The sequence below is a fragment of the Chelatococcus asaccharovorans genome (assembly GCF_003201475.1).
GTDB classification, from domain to species: domain Bacteria; phylum Pseudomonadota; class Alphaproteobacteria; order Rhizobiales; family Beijerinckiaceae; genus Chelatococcus; species Chelatococcus asaccharovorans.
This window is the reverse complement of record NZ_QJJK01000008.1, coordinates 406,057-427,194: the sequence shown is the minus strand read 5'-3', so window position 1 is coordinate 427,194 and position 21,138 is coordinate 406,057. Positions and strand designations below refer to the sequence as shown.

The window sequence follows — 21,138 nt, the reverse complement described above, 5'->3', positions numbered from 1 at the left end:
CTCCTGGATCGACGCCTACAACACCCGACGACCCCACTCGGCCCTCAACGGCATCCCGCCATTCCAGAGGCTGAACAACCTTCTTGGAAACGACATCTAGCCGGCTTTCCCATCGGCATCCCCGGCCCTTGGCGGCCGGGGATCTCTCCCCGATCGCAGTCCGGGGGCGGGCCGCCAGGTCCGACCCCGGAATAACCGCCAGCTCGTCTCAGAAGGCGTTGTGCAGAATGAACAGGGCGCTCTTGACGATGGCGTAGATCACGCCGGACACGATGACGGCCGAGAGGATCGTCGTTGCGTAGCCGAAGAGGACGGCGACGCCGTCCCGTTCCAGGATACCGAGGGCAAGGAAACAGATCGCCAGTGCCGGCAGCATGTTGCCGAGCGGAATGGGCAGGAACAGGATGAGCGCGAGGCAGAGCGCGATGAAGCCGATCAGCCGTTCGGGCATCGCCAGAATACTCCAGCGCGGCTTCAAGAGGCGCTCGGAATAGGCGATCCAGGGGGTCAGCTTGTTGATGAGCGCCGCGAAGTCCTGCCGCCGCATGGATCGGTCCGCGATGATCTTCGGCAGCCACGGGTGGGGATAGCCCACCATGAGCTGCGCGGCGAGGAAGAGCAGCGGGATGCCCAGGATCGCGGAGGTGCCGGGCGGGGTCGGTATGGCGTTCGGGACGGCGAAGATGAAGAGCAGCGCGCCGAAGGCCCGGTCGCGCCCGATGGTCAGGAGGTCACGCAGGGAGATGCGGTCGCGCGACTGATCCTGTGCGATTTCCTGGAGAATGGCCGATAGGCGAAGGGGTTCCGCCTCTGCGGAAGCCGCCGTGTCGATGATGACGGGAACGAGCCGGTTCGGGCCGTGGGGCTCATCTCTGGTTGCCTGGCGTAGGTCGTGCATCAAAAAGGGTGCTCCGGCGCGGCTGGCGGGGCGCGCCCATAAAAAAGGCACCGAACCTGCGGTGCCTCCCGTTGCAGTCCCGAAGGACATTATTAGGATAGCGAAGGCCGACGATAGCCCGGGATCATGACGATCCCGAGGCATCGCGCGGCAGCCAGATGCCTTATTCTTCCCGCTGGCCGGTGAACTGCAGCAGAAGCTGGAACAGGTTCACGAAATTCAAGTAGAGTGAGAAGGCACCGAAGACAGCCATCTTCTGCTGGGACTCGGCGCTGAAATGTTCAGCGTAGCGCTCCTTGATCGACTGGGTGTCCCAGGCGGTGAGGCCGACGAAGACGATCACGCCGATCACCGAGATGGCGAACTGCAGTGCGCTCGAGGCCAGGAACAGGTTGACGAGGCTCGCGATGATCACGCCGATCAGGCCCATGATCATGAACGAACCGAACTGCGAGAGGTCACGCTTCGTCGTATAGCCGTAGAGGCTCGTCGCGCCGAACATGGCGGCGGTGATGAAGAAGGTGCGGGCGATGCTCGTGCCCGTGAACACCAGGAACACCGAGGCGAGCGACAGGCCCATCACGGCGCAGAAGGCCCAGAAGGCCATTTGCGCCGAGGCGGCGGACATCTTCTCGATCCGGAAGGAGAAAAAGAAGACGAAGGCGAGCGGCGCCAGCATCACGACCCACTTCAGCGGGCTCTGGAAGATCGGCACGTAGAGCGCGGGCGTCGTTCCAACGACATAGGCGACGATGCCCGTCAGCACGAGCCCGATGCACATGTAGTTGTAGACCCGCAGCATATGCTGCCGCAGCCCCTCGTCGAAAATCGCACCACCGGCGCGGGCTGCGCCGGTCTGCCATGCGGGATTGGGGTTCATTCCGGTTGTCTCCTGGTCACCGATCAATACAGGGCGCTGGCCAGCGTTCGCGCCGCCGCGACAAGTGCGCGGTCGGCCCGGCCGGTCAGCGCATAGGCCATGTCGCCCATCTGCCAATAGGCGACCGTTTCGCTATTGCGCCGTTCGGCTGCCGGCGCGACGACGGCGAAGCTGTCGGCCCGCGCCGCGAACAGCGAGACGCGCCCGAGATCGTCGGCGTCGAAGACGATCTCGACGCTGGACCCGGCCGCGGCAGGAAGGATCTGGATATCGAGCACGCGCCAGCCGGCCGGCAGGCTCGGCATGGCGAGGGCCGTCGAGGCGCGAATGGCAGCGGGATCATAGGTCGCGGAGGGGGGCGCGACCGCCCCCGCGGCCATCCGCGCCGCCTCGATCCGATGCGCCTTGACGGCGTCGTCCACGAAGGCGGCCGGTATGGGAGCGGCCGTGCTCGCGGAGCCCGTGAATTCGGCATGGGCGATCCAGCCGGCGGTGGCGATCACGGCGGCTGTCGCGAAGCGACGCAGGCGGCTCAGCGCCCGGCTCCGCGCAAGGCCGCGCTCCAGCCGCCTTGCAGTCTCCGTCGTCTGTGGCCGCGCAAGGGAGGAATGCTCCGCGAAGGCGAGGCGCAGTTCGTCGCGCGTTCGCATGTCGGCCATCACCCGGGCGGCCGCCTCCGGATGCCGTGCCAGGTGGTCCTCCACCTCGATACGGCGCGGCATATCGAGCTGACCATCCACATAGGCGTTGAGGTCGTAGGTCGTGACCGGGTCAAGGGGTCGTATCATCGCTACCTCCCACCACGCGCAAATGGTCAGAGCGTCCTGGCGCCGTCGGCGCTATGCGGCCTGAAGGGCCTGTCTTGTCGGTCGCCTGCTCGCCCTCCTCGAAGCCGCGCAGGGTCGCTCGCGCCCGGCCGAGGCGCGACATCAGCGTGCCCACGGGTATGCCGAGCGTCATGGCCGCTTCGTGGTAGCTCATGCCTTCGATCGCCACGAGATGCAGCGCCATGCGCTGCTCGTCAGGCAAGGCCATGAAGGCCTGGCGCACCTGGGCAAGGCGCACGGAATGCTCCTGGCCCGGAAGAATGACGGTCGCGGTTGTCTCGGCGGCGCTGGCGATGCGTAACGTGTCGGCACGAGTCCTGCGTTGCCCGTCGATAAAATGGTTATGAAGGATCGAAAACAGCCACGCGCGCAGGTTGCGGCCGGGGCGGAACGCACCCTTCTTTTCATAGGCCTTGACCAGCGTGTCGTGCACGAGGTCTTCGGCGCTCACCGCGTCGCGCGTGAGCGCGCGGGCGTAGCGCCGCAGCGCCGGCAACTGGCCGAGGACATTCAAGCGGTTGGTATCGCGCGTCATGCTTCATATACGAAGCATGCCTGCCCCTTAATCCCGGGCCGGCGGATTTTTTTTGAGCGAGGATGGGAGACGGGCCTCAGCCCGAGCCGATCATCGCATCCTGACGGCGGCGGAGCTTGACGATCTCCATCGTCTCGTCGGGCCGGCAGTTGTCATAAGTCAGATATTCACCCGCCTTGATCGCCCGTGTCACGACCGCGCGTTCGGCGAGCCCGACGGGGAGCAGGCGGCCTTCGCGGGCGGCGCCGACCGTGGTGATCCAGCCGCGATAGTGATCCTCGCCGATCTTGCCGAGGGTCACGCCCGGGGCGAGGTCTTCCTTGGCGAGCGCCCCGACGTCCGCGACCGGCCGCTCCAGCGGCACCATGTGCGGCTGATGGTGCAGCACCAGCGAGGCGGCTGTCAGCGGCACTTCGAGGCTCGTGAGATGGTAGGGCCTCATGAAGGTGAAATACGGCCCGTCTCCCATCTTCAAGTCGCGCATCCGTTCGTGGATGCGCGGGTGTGGGGCCTTGACCACGACGAAGACGCCGGGCGCCACGCCCTTCCCGACGGAATAGTCGACGACGCCCGTGCGCGCGAGGAGGCCGCCGTCCGCGGCGGGAATGAGTGTTTTCGCGAGCTCCGGCACGGTCGCTGCCGGGCCGTGCATGCCGGGCTTGTCGGGCAGGAGGCCGGTGGCGTTGGCGATGGCGGCCATCTCGATCATCGTCTTGGAGCCGTCCACGAACTCCACCAGCATGCGCGGGTTCATGTTGCGGCGCTTGGCCTCGTCGGCATACTCGTCGGGCCTGGCATCGAACTTGAGCGGGTTGTTCTTGCCCTTGCCGGCGGCGATGATGGGGTAGCCCAGACTTTGTGCGAAGCGGATGAGCTCCATGGCGGCCGATGGCTCATCGCCGGCGCCGAGCGAATAGAGCACGCCGGCCTCTTCGGCCGCGCGGCGGAGCGACGCGCCGACGGTGACGTCGGCCTCCACATTCATCATCACCACATGCTTGCCGTGGCGCATGGCGGTCATCGCGAGGTCCGCACCGACCCCGGGATTGCCGGTTGCGTCGATGATCACGTCGACCTGGTCGGCGGTGCAGGCGAGCGTCCCGTCTCCGGTGATGGCCATTTGGCCGGCGCGGATAGCATCCTCCACCGCAGCCCGGCTGTCCGCGGCCTGGGCCGTTTCCCGCGGCAGGCCGGCAATGGCGAGCGCTGTCCACGCATGGTCGGTCCGTGTCTCGGCGAGAACCGCGATCTCGATGCCGGGCATCAATGAGATCTGGGTCACGATGTCGGTGCCCATTTCGCCGGCGCCGATGAGGCCGACGCGTACCGGCCGCCCCTCGGCCTGGCGCCGTGCCAGGTCGGTCGTGAGGTCGGCATTGCCACCCGGTTTACCCGCTCCGCCCGTGGTCATGACACTCCCCTTAGCACTTCTCTTGGCACTTCCCTTGGCACTTCTCTTGGAACTTCCCTTGGCGCTTCCCATGCGTCGACACCTTGTCCCTACGTGCCGTGATCTGCATCCGCGGACCGGCGAGCCTTCGTGCCCGCGTGCTTAGCACAGCCATGGCACGGTGGGCAGGGCAACGCAAAGGCGTGGCCGTAGCCGCAGTTTCCGCCTGTACAAATGATGGTTCGGCCCCAAATGGGCTGGAGACGGCCGCATAAACCCGCTAGTGCTTATCGAGTTGGGCTGTTTCAGGGGCACATCCTTTGCTGCCCGGCCCGTGTGACAGGGCAATGACTGTCGCCAAGATGTAATGCGAAGCGCCGTATAAGGCGTCGTAACTTTGATGGGAGATGTCTATGTCGCTGAGATTTCCGGCTCTATTCGTAGCCGTCGCCGCCTGCGCCCTGGCGTTGGGCGCTGGGAGCGCATCGGCCCAATCGGGCAAGATCACGCTCTATACGTCGCAGCCGGATGCCGACGCGGCCAAGACGGTTGAAGCCTTCAAGAAAGCCTACCCGAATGTCCAGGTCGATATCTTCCGCTCGGGCACGGTCGAGGTCATGTCGAAGCTCGCGGCCGAATTCGCCGGTGGTCAGCCAGGCGCCGACGTCTTGCTGATCGCCGATGCCGTCTCGATGGAGGCGCTGAAGCGTGACGATCGGCTCTTGAAATACGACGCAGCCAAGCTCGACGGCATGCGTGCGGGCTCCTTCGACAAGGACAAGACCTATTTTGGGTCGAAGCTCATCACGACCGGCATCGCCTACAACACCGCCGCGGCCAAGAAGCCGACCTCCTGGGCCGATCTCGCCGACCCGTCGTTGAAGGGCCAGATCGTCGCGCCGAGCCCGCTCTATTCGGGCGCCGCCGCCATCATGCTGTCGGCTTTCGCGGCGCGCCCCGATCTCGGCTGGAAGTTCTTCGACGCGCTCAAGGCCAATGACGCCGTCACGGTGCGCGGCAATGGCGCGGTGCTGAAGTCGGTCGCTGGTGGCGAGAAGACCTATGGCGTGCTCGTCGATTTCATGGCCCTCAACGCCAAGGCCAAGGGCTCGCCGGTCGAATTCGTCTTCCCGAAGGAAGGGGCGCCGGCGGTCACGGAGCCGGTGGCCATCCTCAAGACCACCAAGAATCCCGAGGCGGCCAAAGCCTTCATCGATTTCATTCTGTCGGACGATGGCCAGAAGCTCGCCGTGTCGCAGGGCTACATTCCGGCCAAGGAAGGTATCCCTAATCCGTCCTGGCTGCCGGCGGGCACCGAGATCAAGCTGATGCCGGTCGACACCCAGGCCGTGCTCTCCACGACGGACGCCGATAAGAAGCGCTTTGCCGACATGTTCGGCGGCTGATCAGCAGCAGTAGAGGCGCTTTGGTTTCATGAACCTGGTTGCGAACACGTCTGGACGTCGCCAGGATCGCGCTTTGTTTGCCGCGCTCTGCGTCGTCGTCGCGCTGTTGTCGCTGATGCCGCTGGCGCGGCTTCTGCTGGAAGCCTTCGCGCCGGGTGGCGTGCCGTCCCTCAAGGCATTCTTCGCCACCCTCGGCAGCGCCAACACATGGACTGCAACCCGCAACAGCCTTGAAACCGCCATCGGCGGCACGGCGATCGCGGTGATCCTCGGCAGCGTCGTGGCCCTGGTTGTCGCGCTCACGGACATGCGCGGCCGCAACGCTTTCGTCTTGTGTTTCGTCCTGCCGCTGATGATCGCGCCGCAGGTCACGGCGCTTGCCTGGCTGCAGGTCGTCGGGCCGGCGAGCCCCCTGCTCAAGCTTCTTGGCCTTGCCCCGCCGATCGGCACGCGCAATCCGCTTTACTCGCGCGAGGGCATCATTCTGCTCCTCGGCATCCAATATGCGCCGCTCGTCTTTCTGACGCTGCGCGCGGGGTTGCGCAGCCTGCCGCGTGAATTGATCGAGGCGGCGCGGGCGGCGGGCGCCAGCCGCGCCTTTATCCTGCGCACCGTCATCCTGCCGCTGATGACGCCGGGCCTCGTTGCCGGCACCGCACTCGCCTTCGTCTCGTCGATCGGCAATTTCGGCATCCCGGCCTTTCTGGGCATTCCCGGCCGCTATGTCGTGCTGCCGACCTTGATATACCAGCGCCTCTCCGGGCTCGGACCGTCCGTCCTGTCCGAGGTCGCGGTCCTGTCCATGCTCATCGGCGTCATCGCCATGGCCGGCATCATCCTGCAGGATGTGATGGTGCGCCGTCGTGATTTCCGCATCACCACCACCTCCATCGCTGCAAGGCCGTTCACGCTCGGGCGGTGGCGGCTGCCCGTTGAGGCCGGGTTGTGGGCTGTGGCGCTCATCGTGCTCGTCCTGCCGATGGCCGGCCTGTTCCTGACCTCGCTGGTGCCGGCCTACGGTGTGCCGCTCAATGCGACCACCGCCACGCTCAACAATTACACCTTCGTGCTGCTTGAGCATGCGGCCGCCAAGCGTGCCTTCGCCAACAGCTTCTCGCTGTCGGCCAGTGCGGCGGTCGTGATCATGCTCGTGTCGGTGCCGCTCGGCTATTTCCTCGTCTGGCGCCGCTCGCCCCTCCTGCGGGCGTTGAACGTCCTCGTGGAACTGCCCTATGCGCTGCCGGGCGTCGTGCTCGCCATCGCGGCCATCCTCATCTTTCTCAAGCCCCTGCCGATCCTTGGCGTGAGCCTCTACGGCACGGTCTGGATCATTCTCTTCGCCTATCTCGCGCGGTTCCTCGTGCTCGGCCTCAGGCCGGCCATCAGTGGTTACCATCAGGTCGATCGTGCCTTGGAGGAGGCAGCGCAGGTGGCCGGAGCCGGCCTCGTCTATCGGCTCAGGACGGTGATCTTTCCCCTCGTGGCGCCGGCCGCGACGGCAGGGGCCCTGCTGGTCTTCCTCACGGCGTTCAACGAACTCACCGTCTCGGCCCTGCTCTGGTCGTCCGGTTCCGAGACCTTGGGCGTCATCGTCTTTTCCTTCGAGCAGGGCGGCGATTCGAATTATGCAGCGGCGGTGGCGGTGCTCACCGTGCTGGTCACCCTGGCGCTGATGCTGACGACCCTCGCCCTTTCCAAGCGTATCCCCCCTGGAGTCCTGCCGTGGCGCGACTGACCATAGAGACCGTCACGAAGGACTTCGGGTCGTTCAAGGCCCTTGACCGTGTCAGCCTCGACGCGGCGGATGGTGAGTTCATCGCCGTCCTCGGGCCATCAGGCTGCGGCAAGACCACGTTGCTGCGGCTGATCGCGGGCTTCGACGAGGTCGCAAGTGGTACGATCCGGATCGGTGAGACGGTAGTCTCATCGCCAGCCGGCCATGTCGCGACCGAATTGCGTCGGGTCGGCATCGTCTTTCAGAACTATGCGCTGTGGCCGCATATGACGGTGGCCGAGAATGTGGGCTACAGTCTGCGTGTCGCCGGGGTCGCCACGGCGGAACGAAACCGGCGTGTCGAGGAGGCGTTGATGCTCGTCGATCTCGGGGGCTTTGGCGACCGACGCCCCGCAAACCTCTCCGGCGGCCAGCGCCAGCGCGTGGCGCTCGCCCGCTGCCTCGTGGCTGCGCCTTCGCTTGTGCTGCTCGACGAGCCGCTCGCCAATCTCGATGTCCATCTGCGGGCGGCGATGGAGGACGAATTCGCGGCTTTTCACCGCCGCACCGGCAACACGATGATCTACATCACCCACGACCAGGCCGAGGCCATGGCGCTCGCCGACCGCATTGCGGTCATGGATCATGGGCGCCTGTTGCAACTCGCGACACCGAGCGAACTCTTCCGCGAGCCGGCCAATGCCATGGTGGCGTCCTTCATCGGCCATGGCATGGTTCTGCCGCTCACCGACATTCTCCCCGAGGGCGATGGCCGGGCACGCGCGCGGCTCTTCGGCCGCGAGTTGACGCTCCGCTGCGCCAGGGACCAGCGTGCGGCCCGCCAAGGCGATCTGTGCGTGCGGGCGGGCGATCTCACCCTGGCCGGAGCCGACGGCGATGGGCTGGCCTGCCGCGTCACCCGCGTTGTCTATCGCGGCGGCCTGTTCCGCCTCGAGGCGGTCGTGGAGGCCGAGGGCGGTCCGACCCTGTCGCTCGACGTGCCGGAGCCGACGTCGGTCGCGGTCGGCGATGCCGTGACCATCGCCGTCAAGCCGGGACGGGGCTGGGCCATACCGACAGCGGGAGGGAGGGACGCGTCGTGAAGCTCAGGCTCTATGGCGGCTTCGGCGAGAAGGGCCGCACCAGCCTCGGCATCGAGAGCGCCTCGACGCGCCTGATCATTGACGCTGGCATCAACACCAATGCCCCCCGGGATGCGGAGTGGGAGCGCGCCTACTATCCCGCCATCAGCCCGGCAGACCTCGCGACGGCCGATGCGCTCATCATCACCCACGCCCACGAGGACCATCTCGGCGGCCTCGGCTGGTGCCTGCGCCATGGCTTTCGCGGGCGTCTCCTGATGACGGCGGAAACCCGGGCCGACATGCCCGGCTGCCTCCGGGACTATGCCGAGCCGGGCGATGTCGCCAGGGCCCTTGCCGCGCCGATCTCCCTCATCACGCCGGGCGAAGCCTTCGCGGTCGGCGATCTCACGATCAGCACCGGGCGCAACGGCCATGTCGTTGGCGGCCTCTGGTGCCTCGTCGAAGGGGAGGGGCAACGTGCGCTCTATTGCGGCGACGTCGTGCCGAAGAGCAGCGTCTTCGCCTATGACGTGCCGCCGCCTGCCGACGTCGTGCTGCTCGATGCGTCCTATGGCGACGATGACGTGCCATCGGCTGCGCGGGCCGCGGCTGTCGTCGATTGGGTGGCCGCGCATCCGCGCTGCCTCCTGCCCGTACCGCTCGCCGGCCGCTCCCTGGAAATGCTCGCGCTGCTCGAGCAGCCGCTCGCGCTGGCAACTGGTCTCCGCGACTCGCTCGAGGCGCAGATCGCCGACCCGCGTTGGCTCTGGCCCGGCCTCCAGGCGGGGCTCGTTGCCAGGCTGGAACAGGCGATCGACTGGACCGATGGCGAGGACTGGCCGGATCGGCCGCTGATGACCCACGACGCCATGGGCATGGGCGGCCCGGCCGCGGAGCAACTGCCGCGCGCCGTGCGCGACGGCCTGCCGATCCTGCTCACCGGGCATGTGCCGACGGCGAGCCCCGCCTATGCGCTCCGCGAAGCCGGCGTGGCGGATTGGCTGCGCCTGCCGACGCATCCGACCGTGTCGGAGAACGCAGGCATCGCCGCGGTGAGCGGCGCGCGTCGCACCTTCGGACATTCCTGTGATCGCGCCGGGCTGGCGGCGATGGCAGGTCGGTTGCCGACGCTCGACGTGCATGCGCGAACGGGCGACGTCATTATCTTGTGATTTCAGGGGCGCGCGGGTGTAATCTGACACATGCGCGGGTGGCCGGCTCAGACCGGTGACACGCCATGCGACCTGACGTGGGAGGATTTGACGATGTCCAGCAGTTTTCCGCCCGATCTCGGCCGGATCGTTGACCGCGCCTTCCGCTTCCAGCCGCGCGACATCCGCCATGTGCTCGATCGCATTCATGCCCATGCGCTCGAACCGCGCATGGAGCCGGCCGAGCTCGAGGCGGCGGCGCTCGCCCTCGGCTATGCGTCGGTCCATGCCTTTGGCCATGCCGTCGGCCTGCCGATCCGCACCGTCGATGCCTGGATGCGGCTCGGCGTGCCGCAGGAATCGGCCCAGCTCGTGCGGGCGCTGCTGGCAATGCAGGATCGCTTCACCCAGGCGGCCGAGGAACTCGACCAGTTCACGCATGTCGGGCTGGTCGACTATCTCAAGGACAAAGGCGTCTAGAGCATTTTCGAGCGAAGTGGACACCGGTTCGCGTGAAGAAAATGCGCTAAAACAAAGACATGGAGCATTTTCGCGATTCGGAGAATCGCGAAAATGCTCTAGGACAGATCGCCGACGAGGCCGGAAGAAGGTCCGCGTCCTGCCCCGGCGGAGCATCACTGTCGGCCGCGTGACCCCACCCGACCTCGCTGGCGCGAGGCCACCCTCCCCTGAGGGGAGGGATCGGCGCCGGTCTTTCTGCCGGTGTCATCCCCGGCGTCGCGAAGCGACGGGAAGGGGATCCATGAACACGGAGATGTCGTATAAGTAATTGTCTTAGCTCATGGATTCAGGTTTCACTGCTACGCGGCGTCCCAGCATGACCCAGCCGCGCATACCTACCGCCATAGGGCTGCGCCGGGCGTATCCTTGGCCACAACATGCGCGCCCGCCCGCGTCAGTGCGCCGTCGGGATCGGGCTGGCGGAGGTAGGTTTCGAGATCGCGCGTCAGCCGTTCGACAGCATGGGGGCGCATGAAGCCGGGAAGGCCGATGGCGTGATGCGCCCGCGCGATGACGTCCGCGCCGGCCCGCTCCACCGCAAGGCGTGCGAGCTGGACATAGGCGACCTTTGCCTCCGCCTCGCCTTCCGGATTTTCTGCCATCAATGCCGCGCGCTGCACCCATAGCCGCGCCGTCTCGGCGGCGATGGCCGCTTCGCCGGCGCGCGCCAGTTGGAGCGGGTTGTCGCGCGATCCCGATTGCCTGATGTCGAGACGCAGCGCATCGAACAACGCCTCGATGCCGCCGAGCTGGACCGCGGCAACGCGCCAGGCTGAAGCCGAGAACAGGGGTTCACGGCCAAAGGCCCCGGGCTCGCCGATGAGCGCTGCGCGGTCGACCTCGAAACCCGTGAAATCGACCGTTCCGCTGGCCGAGGCCCGCATGCCGTGGGCGCGCCAGCTGGCAAGGCTGGCGCGGGCGCCGAGCGGCAGCTTCGCCAGAACGAGCTGCGTCCTGCCATCGCTGCGCTGGGCGGTGATGAGCGGCCGCGTGACATAGCCAGCACCTGCCGCCTGGATCTTGGCCCCGACGAGCTTGCCGCCGGTGGTCGGGTTGCCGAGGCGCAGGGGCTCCCGGCCATCGACCGTCCACAGGCCGAACAGATGGCCCGCATGGGCATCCGCCGCGGCCGATTCGCGCTGCACCTTCGTCCCGTAGGCGAGGACGAGCTTCAGCGCGCGGACATGTCCCTCATAGAGCTGGCCGACCGAGAGGTTGCCGCGGCCGAGCAGGCTGAGCACCGTCGCGAGTTGCTGGACGCCCACGCGTCCGATGCCGAGGTCGCGCCCGCCCAGCGCCTCCGGTAGAGGCGCTGCCATCATGCCGCTGGCAACGAGGCCTGCGATATCCTCGGCCGGAAAAGTCTCGTCGTCATCGAGGTCTTCAGCACGGCGCGCTGCCTGCATCGACAGCCTCTGCGCGATGGCCTCGATGGACGGCGGGGGCGAGGCCGGCTGGCGCTTCTGCAAAACTGCGGTCATCGCTATGTCCTACTCAACAGACTTTGCCTGGGTCCCTGGATTGTGCCTGGGTGATGGCGCCAGGCCCGGTTGGCGGTGGCGCGCGCTGGATAGTCTTGCGGAGTATGCCCAGATTCGCGGCCTTAACGCACGCGGGTCCGATACCGGATCGGGGGATTGCCGTTGGCCGGCTGCATGGCTTGCGCTACCCATGGGGTGGAATGCGACGGCGCGCAGGCTATTCGATTCGCTCTTTTCGGTGAACGACGACGCGCCCGAACGCGAGGCATCGGCTGGAGCGCGGAAATGGGCGAGAGGCGGTTGGATGATGCGGACGTGGTGATGGCGATCGGCGTCATCAGCGGCACTTCTATGGATGGCATCGACGTCGCCGTCGTGCGCACCGACGGGGATCTTGTGGTCGAGCCGGGCGCCGGACTGACCCTCCCCTATCCGGATGACGTGCGCGCCGCGCTCGTCGGTCTCGTGGCGGAGGCCGAGCGGGCCTTGACCGAGCCATTGGCCGATCTCGAACAGGCCGTGACGGATGCGCATATCGCCGCCATCGAGACCTTCATGGCCCATGCCGGCATCGATCGTCGTGCGGTGTCGTTGATCGGCCTCCACGGCCAGACCGTCTATCACCGTCCGGACCTGAGATTCACGCGTCAACTCGGTTTCGGCGCTGAAGTGGCGCGCCGGCTTGGCATCGACACCGTCAATCGCTTTCGCCACGCCGATGTCGAGGCGGGCGGCGAGGGCGCGCCCTTTGCGCCGCTCTACCATCGTGCCCTGGCGTCAGGCCTGGCGCAGCCGCTGATGGTGCTCAACCTCGGCGGCGTGGCCAATGTCACCTATCTCGACGGCGACACGGCGATCGCTTTCGACTCAGGTCCGGCGAGCGCGCTCCTTGATGATTTCGTCATGCGCCGGCGCGGCGTAGCCTATGACCGGGATGGCGCGCTCGCCGCGTCCGGCCGGGTCGACGAGGGGCTCGTCGCCGCCTTCATGGAGAACCCCTTCTTCGCCCGGACGCCGCCGAAGTCGCTCGACCGCAACGACTTCCACCGCCGCGCCGCCGGCGTCGAAGCGCTGTCGGATGCGGATGGTGCGGCGACGCTCGCCGCCTTCACCGTGGAATCCGTCGCCGCCAGCCTCCGCCATGTGCCGGCACCGCCGGCGCGGTGGCTCGTGACCGGCGGCGGTCGCCATAACGCTCATCTCATGGGGCGTTTGCGGGCGCGCCTCGGCGTCGCCGTCGAGCCGGTGGAGGCTGTCGGCTGGCACGGCGACTTTCTGGAGGCAGAGGCTTTCGCCTATCTCGCGGTCAGGGCGCGCCGCGGCCTGCCGCTCAGCCTGCCGACAACGACCGGCGTGCCGCATCCGATGCCTGGTGGCGAGTTGCACCGCGCCGGGTGAGGTGCTTTGAGCATCGCGCCGTGAATGTATAAGCTTATCAATATATTAGAGATGACGCAGGCTTATGGATCCCCTTCCCGTCGCTCCGCGACGCCGGGGATGACACCCTTGATAGCAACCTGCACTCCGGTGTCATCCCCGGCGGGCTGCTTAGCAGCCCGGGAAGGGGATCCATCCTCAGTGCAAGGAGAACCTCAACCACTGTAACCCATCGCGTTAATGAATCCCGACAACCGCTTTGCGGCTTCCGGGATGACGGCCGAGGCTCTGTTCCTCAACCGTTTGAGGCGTCTTGCCTCACGCCACCAGGCGCGCCTTGCCGGGCGGGATAGTGACGATGACGCGGTCGCCAGCCTGATAGAGGCGGCCCGGCTCCGCCAGCGCCTTCAGGCTGAGGTCGCCGACCTTCAACACGTAGCGCACCCGCGCGCCGAGGAAGACGCGGGTCTCCACAACGGCCGCGAAAGAACGTGCCTCGGATCGCGCCGTATCGTCGGGGCCGAGCATCAGGTCCTCCTGGCGCAAGGCGAGATGGTTGGCGCCTTGGGCGACGGGGGCTTCCACGGCAAGCCGGCTGCCGTCGGGGAGCTGCGCCATCGTGGCGCCGCCAACGGTTTCGACCGCGACCGGAATGACATTGGCGGAGCCGATGAAGCTCGCGGCGAAGCGGGATCCGGCGGCCTCGTAGATCGCGAGCGGCGGTCCCTGCTCCTCGATGCGGCCCGCGTTCATCAGGACGACATGGTCGGAGAGGCTGAGCGCCTCCTCCTGGTCGTGGGTGACGAAGATCGTGGTGAGTCCAAGCCGCCGGTGCAGCTCGATGAGTTCGACCTGCATGTCCTCGCGCAGGCGGGCGTCGAGGTTGGACAGAGGCTCGTCGAGCAGCAGCACGGCGGGGTCGGAGACGATGGCGCGGGCCAGCGCCACGCGCTGCTGCTGGCCGCCCGACAACTGGCGCGGCATGCGCTCGGCGAGATGGCCGAGCTGCACGGTCTCAAGCGCCGCGGCGACGCGTGCCTCCTGCGCGTCGCGTGAGCCGCGACGGCGCATCCGGAGCGGGAAGCGCACGTTCTCGCGGACGTTCATATGCGGCATCAGCGCATAGGACTGGAACATCATGGCGATGTCCCGGTCTTCCGGCGGCAGCTGCGTCACGTCGCGCCCGGCGATGGTGACCTGGCCGACGGTCGCGCTTTCAAGGCCGGCGACGATGCGCAACAGCGTGGTCTTGCCGCAGCCGGACGGCCCGAGCAGGCTCAAGAACGTGCCCTTGGGGATATCGAGCGAGATCCCGTGCAGGACCTTGGTGCGGCCGAAGGTCTTCTCGATGCCGGCGAGGCTGACCGCGGGGGAGGCATCAGGGGAGGCTGTCGAAGTCATCTCAGGCGCCAGTGAAACGTTGGATGCCGAGCAAGCGATCGATCACCAGGATCAGCAGGATGGTCACGCCGATCATGAGCGTCGATACGGCCGCGACCGAGGGATCGGGACTGAACTCGAGCTGGTTGTAGATCTGGATGGGAAGGGTCACGAGGTCCGGCGTGCGCAGGAAGAGCGCCACCACCGCCTCGTCGAAGGAGATGTTGAAGGCGAAGAAGGCGCCGGCGGCGAGCCCCGGCAGGCACTGGGGCAGCACCACATAGAGAAGCCGCTGCCAGCGACGCGCGCCCATGGTGGCGGCCGCCTCCTCGAGAAAGGGATCGGATTCGGCGAGCACGGCGAGCGTCGTCCGCACCACATAGGGCAGGGCGACGACGGTGTGGCCGATCCACAGCGCGGTGAAGGACACCGGGCCGAAGGTCGCGCTCCACAGCATGAGGAGGCCGATGGCGAAGATGATGGTCGGCAGAATGAGCGGTGACAGGAACAAGCCGGCGAGCAATACCGTGCCGGGCAGGCGCCGGCGATGCAGCGTGATGGCCGCCCCCGCCCCGATGACGGTGGCGCAGAGCGTCACCAGCACCGCGAGTTTAAGGCTTGTCCAGGCCGCGCCGAGATAGGCGCCGGATGTCAGGATGGCGCTGTACCAGCGCAGGCTGAAGCCGTTGGGGGGAAAGGCGATGAATTGGCTTTCCGACACCGACACGCCCGCGACGACGACGAGCGGCGCCAGAACGAAGACGAGTGTCAGCACAACGAACAGGAAGGTGGCGATGCGCACGCTCGTCGGGACGGCTTTAACCATGCCGGCGCCCCGTCAGTTTGAGATAGGGCAGGAGAACGAGGAATACGCCGACGAGCAGGATGACCGATTGCGCTGCCGCGAAGTTCCATTCCAGCGTCTTGGTCGCGGCCTCGTAGATTGAGCCGGCGACAACCGGCAGGCGCACCCCGCCCAACAGCGAGGGCGTGATGAAGGAGCTGACCGACAGGGTGAAGACGAGGAGGGACCCGGCAACGATGCCCGGCATCGCGAGCGGCAGGACCACGGTGCGCAGCGTCGCGGTGAAACTCGCGCCCATGGTGCGCGCGGCCTCTTCCAGCCGCCGGTCGATCTTCATGACCACGCCGAGCACGGACAGCGTCATGAAGGGCAGCAGCACCTGCACCATGCCGATGACGATGGCGCTCTCGGTCTGCATCAGCGTGAAATTGCGATTGACGAGGCCGAGCTTCCAGAGCGTGAAGGGGATGAGGCCGCCGCGCCCAAGCAGCACCATCCAGCCGAAGGTGCGCACCACGACGCTCGTCATGAGCGGCAGGATGACGAGGATGATGAGCCAGAGCCTGAGGCGGGGGCCGACATGCGCCATCACATAGGCGAGGGGAAAGCCGATGACCGCCGCGATGACCGTGATGAGGAGCGACAGGCGCAACGTCCGCCAGACGATACCGAGATAATAGCTGTCGCCGAGGAAGCGGGTAAAATGCTCCGTCGTCAGCCCGCCGCTTGCGCCCTCGATACTGAGCAGCAGCATCTGCCCGATCGGCAGGATGAAGGCCAGGATGATGAGGAATACACCCGGAGCCGAAAGAGTGGCGTCCTCGGCGATACCGCCGAGGACGCGCGCTGACACGCCTTTAGGGGGGAGGAGGGGCGTGCCAACGCTTCCCGTGTTTGTGGACAGGCTCACGCGACGGTCCACATCACTTTGCGATCAACTTCTTCCAGCGCTCGACCAAGGCGGCGCGATTGGCATCGACGGCGACCGGATCGAATCGAATGAGACCGGCGACCGCGTCGGGCCCATAGATCACTTCTTTAGCGACTGTTTCGTCGAGCTTCGTGGCTTTATTGGTCGGTGAGTAGCGCAATTCCTGCGCCCAGCCGGCCTGGACTTCCGGGGACAGCGAAAAGTCGATGAATTTCTTCGCAAGGTCCTGGTTCGGCCGGTTGGCCACGAGGTTCGCCGTGAGATAGACGGCGGGCGTACCCTCCGCACCCTGCACGAATTCGATCGGCAGGCCGGCCTTGCGCAGTGTATAGGCATAGTCCTGCGCGTAAGGCGCGATCCATGCATCATTCTGTGCGAAGTTCTGCTGCATTTCCGGCGAGGTCGCGACGACGACCGCACTGTCCAGCAATGTCTTGACGGCATTGAAGCCCGGGTCGGCATTGGTGATATCGCCGCCCTTGACCTTGTTCATCATCAGGAAGCCCAAGAGCCCGTAGCTGTTCGACAGGTCGGTCAGGACGACGTGGTCCTTGTACTGCGCGTTCCAGAGGTCCGCCCATTTCTCCGGCTTCTTGGCCTTCTCCTTGTTGTAGAGGAGGCCGATGGCCGCGACCGCATGGACAGGGCCCTCGCCACGGGACAGGCCCTCGACGGCGAAGGGATAGAGGTCCTTGCCGTTGCTGAGCTCGTTGAGCTTGATGGGGGCGATCAGGCCCTCGCGGGCGGCCACGACTTCCTGGCCGCCGGAGAAGTGGATGACGTCGAACTGCGGCGCGGCCTTCTGCGCGCGCAACTGCGCGAGCGCGTCGGCCGAATAGGCGGTGATCACCTGAACGTCGACATCATATTTCTTGGAGAACGGCTCGATGACGAGCTTGCGATGGATCTGCTCGTAGGCGCCGCCGTAGGAGTTGATGACGAGCTTTTCGCGCGCCGCGGCCGGGGAGGTCGCGCCGCTGGCGGTGAGCGCGGCCAGCGCCACGGTGAGGCCGAAGCCTGCACTCAGGACAACGCGTCTTGTCGCTATGATGGTGGACATCGATACAAATCCCCTCTCGTTTGTCGTTCAGGCGAAATGTGCAAACAGCCTAGGCGTTTTCCCGGGGAAGAGCACATCGCATCTTCGCCGCGCAGCAAGCTGTAGAACGCGTGGGGAGCGATAGCCTGCCGCTCCCGTCTCATTGCAAGGGCACCTCCGGCCTATCAGCCCTCGATGCGGCCGATCTCGACGGTCTTGATCCCCTCGACGCGGATCGAGCGGCAGGCCTCGGCAACCGCCTCCAGACCTTCCGTCATCCGGCCGAAGATGTTGCAGGGGGTCCAGCCGAGCGGTCCGAAGATGCGGCCGCCGTTGTCGTAGAACATGCCGATTTCCCAGAACTCGTCGGTGAGCCCCTTCATCAGGTTCGGCGCCTGATAGAACCACAGGCACTCGCCAGCGATGGGGAAACAGGTCTGGTTCTCCGCGGGGACGCCGCGCGGATCAAAGGTCTGCGCTTCCTTCGGCAGGCCGGTCATGATCTCCGGGCCGGCGAACATGGCATGGGAAGCCGGCACGCGGATAGGCTTGGCGAGCGCATTCCAGATCGTTTCGCAGGTCACCGGCGCATTGTCCCAATAGGGCTCGATGATGCCGCGGACGTTCTTTTCAACAAAGGTGAGGTAGAAACGCTTAGATGCCATGAAGCGGGCTCCCAGTATCACGGCCGCGCCATGCGCACGGTCGCAAACGTTAACTGGGTGCTAAGCCTGCTCCGCGCCACCGCCCCTGTCCAATCGTCGTTCTCTATTCATGCGATAAAAGATATCTATCAGAAATGCCGCGATTAAACCCAGGCTTTGGCCGGATCGATCGCCGCGCAGAAGTCGGAAGCGCTTTCTTTCGCAAGGGATACAACGCGTTCCATCAAGACACCGCCGGGTGCGGGGTGATAGTTGGCGATAAACTGCATCGGGGGAAGAGGCTTCGCGACCTTCATATCGACGAGCAGTCCGGTTTCGATGTCCCTGGCGACGCATAAGGTGGGAACCGCCGCGAGGCCGAAGCCATCGATCGTCAGGCGGATCATGGCTGGCAGCGAATTCGAGAAGGAGAGCTGCGAGGCAAGAACGCTCTCGTCCTGGAAATAGGGTGCGATGGTGCGATAGGGCGGCGTGTGCCGCTGGAAGGTGATGAGCGGCATGGCGCCGAGCTCGGCCACCGAATAGACGCGGCCCGCTTCGACAAGCCGCGGGCTCGCGACCCAGGACATGGCATAGGTGCAGACGACGAAGCTGCGGTAGCCCTCCTCCAGCACCGGATCGAGGCAGAAATTCAGGTCGATCTCGCCGTCGCGCATGCCGGAGAGCAGGTTGGTCGTGGTATCGACGATGATGTCGATCTGCGCGCGGGGGAAGACATCGCGCAATTTTTGATAGAAGCTCGGCAGCCAGGTTTGCACGATCGCGTCGATCGCGCCGATGCGCAGCGTCATTGGAAGCTGGTCGGGATCGGTAAAACCGACCTTGAGGCGCTCGTAGTCGATGAGCAGTTTCTCGATCACCGTCAAGGCCGCATGACCGGCGGACGTGAGGTGGAATTTGCGTCCCTCGCGCTCGATGAGGCGGACGCCAAGATCTTGCTCAAGGGCCGCGATGCGCGCGGAAATGGCGGGCTGGGTGGTGTGGAGCTGATCGGCGGTGCGCCCGAAATGGCGCAACCGCGACAACAGCACGAAGGTCTCGAAATACGCGAGCTTCATGGCGGTGGATCGCTCGTCCAATGGGGATCGCGCAGTTTCGCGCCAATGGCGCTCGCATGCTTGAAGACAGCCTCCGCCATGCGCTTGCGCAGGGCCTCGTCCGTTGCGGCCGATGGATAGGACAGGCAGAAGCCCATCGTTTCTCCGCGGCCGGGATCGGCAACCGCCGCGCCGACCGAGCCGATGCCGGGGGTCATGAGGCTCAGCGAATGGGATATGCGCGTGCGGCGGATTTCCGCAATCTCGGCGAGGATATCGCGCCCGCTGAACTTGTGGCGGACCTCGTCCAGCGACCCATACCCAAGCTGTGAAAGGACATCGTTATCGGCTGACCGCGCCAGAATCGCCCGCCCGATGATCGATTCGAAGGCCGGCCGCCGCTGTGAGACAGCCGCGATATGTTGGAGCGGAAAGGACCCTTGTCGCGCAATCAGGAGGACCCGCTCGTCGCCCACGACGATGCCGGCATGCCCTGTGAAGCCGAATTCGTCGACCAGGGCGACCACGGCCTCCTCGATCAGATCGAGCAGCCCATGCCGTGCCAGATAGGCGCGCGCCAGATCGAGCGCCCGTCCGCCCGCGACATAGCTGCTGTCGCGGTCATCGCGCTCCAAAAGGTGAAAATCCGCGAGCGTGCGCAACAACCGCGATACCGATGCCTTGGGAATGTCGAGATCGCGGCAGACCTCGCTCACGCGCAGGACCGTGCGGTCTTCAGTGATCAAGGTCAGTATTTTCAGACCGTTCTCGAGCGAGCTCATGACTATCGTTCCACGCCAACGAACGACGTTGACACATGTGATACATCGGGTTTTGATAGGTCGTCAATCGAGGGGCGTCTTAAGCCTTCTGCGCCGACGTCGTCGCAAGACCTTTGCGACCGTTCGGGCATTCTCGCGTGAAGCAGCGGCATGATCAGGTGATGTCCCTATTTCCAGGTGAGCAGGTCAGCATGAGCACGGTGGTCGGTACAGCAATTGGCGAGCGTGGCAAGATCACGCGTGGGCATCTCGACCTTGGCGAGTATCCCGATGGCGCGATCCGCTCTCCGGTCGTTATCGCAACAGGCGCCGAACCTGGGCCCGTCCTCTGGCTGCAGGCCTGCATCCACGGCCCGGAGGTCGTCGGTCCGCTCGCTATCCAGCGCTTCCTGAAGACGGTCGATCTCGGCCAGCTCAAGGGCACGGTGGCGTGCCTCATGCTCGCCAATCCGCTTGGCTTCCGCGGCTACAATCGCCTGACACCCCAGGATGGCTATAATCTCAACCGCGTATTCCCCGGCGACGCGGAAGGACATTACAGCTACCAGCTCGCACACAGGCTGCTCGAGGTTTCGCTCGCCACGGGCGATGCGATGCTTGATCTGCATTCCGGCGGCGATCTCACCATCACCTGCCATTACACCTTGTTCCACAACGATGGCTCGCCGCAAGGCGCCGTGTCCGAGCGCTTGGCTTATGCATCCGGCGCGCCGAACATCTGGAATTCGCTGGAGCCCTCACTCGCGGGGGCGCATTTCGCGGCCTATACCAAGCGAGGCAAGCCCGCTCTCATTGTCGAGAGCGGCGGCGGCGCCCGCGTGACGGAAGAGGACATCGCCCGCCTGACCCAGGCCGTCTTCGGCGTGGCCCAGGCGCTGGACATGCTGCCGGGCGAGCCGCCGAAGCGCGATCGCTATCGGCTCGGAGCCGATGCCATCCACATGAAGGCGACGCGCGGTGGTCTGTTCCTGCCGTTCGTGGCGCCCGGCGATGATGTGGTGCGTGGTCAGCATATCGCCGATATCGTGGACCTCTATGGCGACGTGGTTCAGGCGGTCCACTGCCCGGTCGAGCGCGCCTGGGTCGGCTCCATCCGCCGTCCGCATATGCCGATCTATAACGGTGACCAGGTCTTCGAACTCGTCGGGACGCGGGAGGCCTAGGTCGTCGACCGTTAGGCGGACGGCCGGTTGCGCAGGCCTTGTGGGAAGGGACTGCGCGAAGGCCCCCTGT

At 65.8% G+C, this 21,138-nt stretch carries 21 protein-coding genes; 8 read left to right on the top strand and 13 right to left on the bottom strand.

Annotated features, from left to right (window positions below; genetic code table 11):
• On the top strand, window positions 1-100 hold a 100-nt coding region (locus C7450_RS35180; RefSeq protein WP_146227229.1), incomplete at its 5' end, for an integrase core domain-containing protein.
• Between the two features lie 108 nt (window positions 101-208).
• Here C7450_RS35180 and C7450_RS20825 read toward each other — a convergent pair.
• The 5 genes from C7450_RS20825 to C7450_RS20805 form a co-directional block, all read right to left on the bottom strand.
• Complete coding sequence (locus C7450_RS20825) at window positions 209-898, bottom strand: exopolysaccharide biosynthesis protein (RefSeq protein ID WP_110376347.1); 690 nt, start codon at window positions 896-898, stop codon at window positions 209-211.
• A gap of 163 nt (window positions 899-1,061) precedes the next feature.
• Window positions 1,062-1,778 (bottom strand): Bax inhibitor-1/YccA family protein, encoded by a 717-nt coding sequence (locus C7450_RS20820; RefSeq protein WP_110376346.1) that lies wholly within the window; start codon window positions 1,776-1,778, stop codon window positions 1,062-1,064.
• 23 nt (window positions 1,779-1,801) lie between these two features.
• On the bottom strand, window positions 1,802-2,566 hold the full coding sequence (locus tag C7450_RS20815) for an anti-sigma factor family protein (protein ID WP_110376345.1): 765 nt from the start codon (window positions 2,564-2,566) through the stop codon (window positions 1,802-1,804).
• Entirely contained in the window at window positions 2,550-3,140 is a 591-nt protein-coding gene (locus tag C7450_RS20810) for a sigma-70 family RNA polymerase sigma factor (protein ID WP_110376344.1), read from the bottom strand. The genes C7450_RS20815 and C7450_RS20810 overlap by 17 nt, the downstream gene beginning before the upstream one ends.
• Window positions 3,141-3,216: 76 nt before the next feature.
• Window positions 3,217-4,551, bottom strand: coding sequence for an NAD(P)H-dependent oxidoreductase (locus C7450_RS20805; protein WP_110376343.1), 1,335 nt, complete (start codon window positions 4,549-4,551; stop codon window positions 3,217-3,219).
• 392 nt (window positions 4,552-4,943) lie between these two features.
• Between C7450_RS20805 and C7450_RS20800 the strand changes: the two genes are divergently transcribed.
• The 5 genes from C7450_RS20800 (at window position 4,944) to C7450_RS20780 (ending at window position 10,366) form a co-directional block, all read left to right on the top strand.
• Complete coding sequence (locus C7450_RS20800) at window positions 4,944-5,936, top strand: ABC transporter substrate-binding protein (RefSeq protein ID WP_410369420.1); 993 nt, start codon at window positions 4,944-4,946, stop codon at window positions 5,934-5,936.
• Window positions 5,937-5,964: 28 nt separating this feature from the next.
• The gene (locus tag C7450_RS20795) at window positions 5,965-7,671 is read left to right on the top strand and encodes an ABC transporter permease (protein WP_110376341.1); all 1,707 of its coding nucleotides are present in this window, start codon (window positions 5,965-5,967) and stop codon (window positions 7,669-7,671) included.
• Window positions 7,659-8,753 (top strand): ABC transporter ATP-binding protein, encoded by a 1,095-nt coding sequence (locus C7450_RS20790; protein ID WP_110376340.1) that lies wholly within the window; start codon window positions 7,659-7,661, stop codon window positions 8,751-8,753. The genes C7450_RS20795 and C7450_RS20790 overlap by 13 nt, the downstream gene beginning before the upstream one ends.
• Entirely contained in the window at window positions 8,750-9,907 is a 1,158-nt protein-coding gene (locus tag C7450_RS20785; protein WP_170147344.1) for an MBL fold metallo-hydrolase, read from the top strand. Before C7450_RS20790 ends, C7450_RS20785 begins: the two co-directional genes overlap by 4 nt.
• Before the next feature lie 93 nt (window positions 9,908-10,000).
• On the top strand, window positions 10,001-10,366 hold the full coding sequence (locus tag C7450_RS20780) for a hypothetical protein (RefSeq protein WP_110376338.1): 366 nt from the start codon (window positions 10,001-10,003) through the stop codon (window positions 10,364-10,366).
• 377 nt (window positions 10,367-10,743) lie between these two features.
• Here C7450_RS20780 and C7450_RS20775 read toward each other — a convergent pair whose 3' ends face one another.
• Window positions 10,744-11,889: an acyl-CoA dehydrogenase family protein gene (locus tag C7450_RS20775; RefSeq protein ID WP_110376337.1), complete on the bottom strand. Its 1,146-nt coding sequence runs from the start codon at window positions 11,887-11,889 to the stop codon at window positions 10,744-10,746.
• Between the two features lie 285 nt (window positions 11,890-12,174).
• Here C7450_RS20775 and C7450_RS20770 point away from each other — a divergent pair, with 285 nt between their 5' ends.
• Window positions 12,175-13,287 carry an anhydro-N-acetylmuramic acid kinase gene (locus C7450_RS20770; protein WP_110376336.1) on the top strand — a complete coding sequence of 371 codons (1,113 nt, stop codon included), beginning with the start codon at window positions 12,175-12,177 and terminating at the stop codon, window positions 13,285-13,287.
• 297 nt (window positions 13,288-13,584) lie between these two features.
• Here the strand turns inward: C7450_RS20770 and C7450_RS20765 are convergent, their stop codons facing one another.
• From C7450_RS20765 to C7450_RS20735, 7 genes are all read right to left on the bottom strand, one after another.
• Window positions 13,585-14,667, bottom strand: coding sequence for an ABC transporter ATP-binding protein (locus tag C7450_RS20765; protein ID WP_110376335.1), 1,083 nt, complete (start codon window positions 14,665-14,667; stop codon window positions 13,585-13,587).
• A 1-nt stretch (window position 14,668) separates the two neighbouring features.
• Window positions 14,669-15,472, bottom strand: a complete 804-nt coding sequence (locus C7450_RS20760; protein ID WP_110376334.1) for an ABC transporter permease — start codon at window positions 15,470-15,472, stop codon at window positions 14,669-14,671.
• Window positions 15,465-16,361 carry an ABC transporter permease gene (locus tag C7450_RS20755; protein WP_245449999.1) on the bottom strand — a complete coding sequence of 299 codons (897 nt, stop codon included), beginning with the start codon at window positions 16,359-16,361 and terminating at the stop codon, window positions 15,465-15,467. The genes C7450_RS20760 and C7450_RS20755 overlap by 8 nt, the downstream gene beginning before the upstream one ends.
• Window positions 16,362-16,374: 13 nt before the next feature.
• The gene (locus C7450_RS20750) at window positions 16,375-17,442 is read right to left on the bottom strand and encodes an ABC transporter substrate-binding protein (protein ID WP_110376333.1); all 1,068 of its coding nucleotides are present in this window, start codon (window positions 17,440-17,442) and stop codon (window positions 16,375-16,377) included.
• A 164-nt stretch (window positions 17,443-17,606) separates the two neighbouring features.
• Window positions 17,607-18,086: a DUF3830 family protein gene (locus C7450_RS20745; RefSeq protein WP_110376332.1), complete on the bottom strand. Its 480-nt coding sequence runs from the start codon at window positions 18,084-18,086 to the stop codon at window positions 17,607-17,609.
• 143 nt (window positions 18,087-18,229) lie between these two features.
• On the bottom strand, window positions 18,230-19,144 hold the full coding sequence (locus C7450_RS20740; RefSeq protein WP_110376331.1) for a LysR family transcriptional regulator: 915 nt from the start codon (window positions 19,142-19,144) through the stop codon (window positions 18,230-18,232).
• Complete coding sequence (locus C7450_RS20735) at window positions 19,141-19,905, bottom strand: IclR family transcriptional regulator (RefSeq protein ID WP_110376330.1); 765 nt, start codon at window positions 19,903-19,905, stop codon at window positions 19,141-19,143. Before C7450_RS20735 ends, C7450_RS20740 begins: the two co-directional genes overlap by 4 nt.
• A gap of 161 nt (window positions 19,906-20,066) precedes the next feature.
• On the opposite strand from C7450_RS20735, the gene C7450_RS20730 reads away from it, so the two are divergent.
• The gene (locus tag C7450_RS20730) at window positions 20,067-21,068 is read left to right on the top strand and encodes a succinylglutamate desuccinylase/aspartoacylase family protein (protein WP_110376329.1); all 1,002 of its coding nucleotides are present in this window, start codon (window positions 20,067-20,069) and stop codon (window positions 21,066-21,068) included.
• Window positions 21,069-21,138: the final 70 nt, after the last annotated feature.

What these genes read in the sequence shown, in the direction of transcription:
- C7450_RS20810 (WP_110376344.1), bottom strand. Translation starts at nt 3,140, where the DNA reads ATGACGCGCGATACCAACCGCTTGAATGTCCTCGGCCAGTTGCCGGCG.
- C7450_RS20740 (WP_110376331.1), bottom strand. Translation starts at nt 19,144, where the DNA reads ATGAAGCTCGCGTATTTCGAGACCTTCGTGCTGTTGTCGCGGTTGCGC.
- C7450_RS20735 (WP_110376330.1), bottom strand. Translation starts at nt 19,905, where the DNA reads ATGAGCTCGCTCGAGAACGGTCTGAAAATACTGACCTTGATCACTGAA.
- C7450_RS20820 (WP_110376346.1), bottom strand. Translation starts at nt 1,778, where the DNA reads ATGAACCCCAATCCCGCATGGCAGACCGGCGCAGCCCGCGCCGGTGGT.
- C7450_RS20825 (WP_110376347.1), bottom strand. Translation starts at nt 898, where the DNA reads ATGCACGACCTACGCCAGGCAACCAGAGATGAGCCCCACGGCCCGAAC.
- C7450_RS20760 (WP_110376334.1), bottom strand. Translation starts at nt 15,472, where the DNA reads ATGGTTAAAGCCGTCCCGACGAGCGTGCGCATCGCCACCTTCCTGTTC.
- C7450_RS20795 (WP_110376341.1), top strand. Translation starts at nt 5,965, where the DNA reads ATGAACCTGGTTGCGAACACGTCTGGACGTCGCCAGGATCGCGCTTTG.
- C7450_RS20730 (WP_110376329.1), top strand. Translation starts at nt 20,067, where the DNA reads ATGTCCCTATTTCCAGGTGAGCAGGTCAGCATGAGCACGGTGGTCGGT.
- C7450_RS20765 (WP_110376335.1), bottom strand. Translation starts at nt 14,667, where the DNA reads ATGACTTCGACAGCCTCCCCTGATGCCTCCCCCGCGGTCAGCCTCGCC.
- C7450_RS20770 (WP_110376336.1), top strand. Translation starts at nt 12,175, where the DNA reads ATGGGCGAGAGGCGGTTGGATGATGCGGACGTGGTGATGGCGATCGGC.
- C7450_RS20780 (WP_110376338.1), top strand. Translation starts at nt 10,001, where the DNA reads ATGTCCAGCAGTTTTCCGCCCGATCTCGGCCGGATCGTTGACCGCGCC.
- C7450_RS20775 (WP_110376337.1), bottom strand. Translation starts at nt 11,889, where the DNA reads ATGACCGCAGTTTTGCAGAAGCGCCAGCCGGCCTCGCCCCCGCCGTCC.
- C7450_RS20805 (WP_110376343.1), bottom strand. Translation starts at nt 4,551, where the DNA reads ATGACCACGGGCGGAGCGGGTAAACCGGGTGGCAATGCCGACCTCACG.
- C7450_RS20745 (WP_110376332.1), bottom strand. Translation starts at nt 18,086, where the DNA reads ATGGCATCTAAGCGTTTCTACCTCACCTTTGTTGAAAAGAACGTCCGC.
- C7450_RS20800 (WP_410369420.1), top strand. Translation starts at nt 4,944, where the DNA reads ATGTCGCTGAGATTTCCGGCTCTATTCGTAGCCGTCGCCGCCTGCGCC.
- C7450_RS20815 (WP_110376345.1), bottom strand. Translation starts at nt 2,566, where the DNA reads ATGATACGACCCCTTGACCCGGTCACGACCTACGACCTCAACGCCTAT.
- C7450_RS20750 (WP_110376333.1), bottom strand. Translation starts at nt 17,442, where the DNA reads ATGTCCACCATCATAGCGACAAGACGCGTTGTCCTGAGTGCAGGCTTC.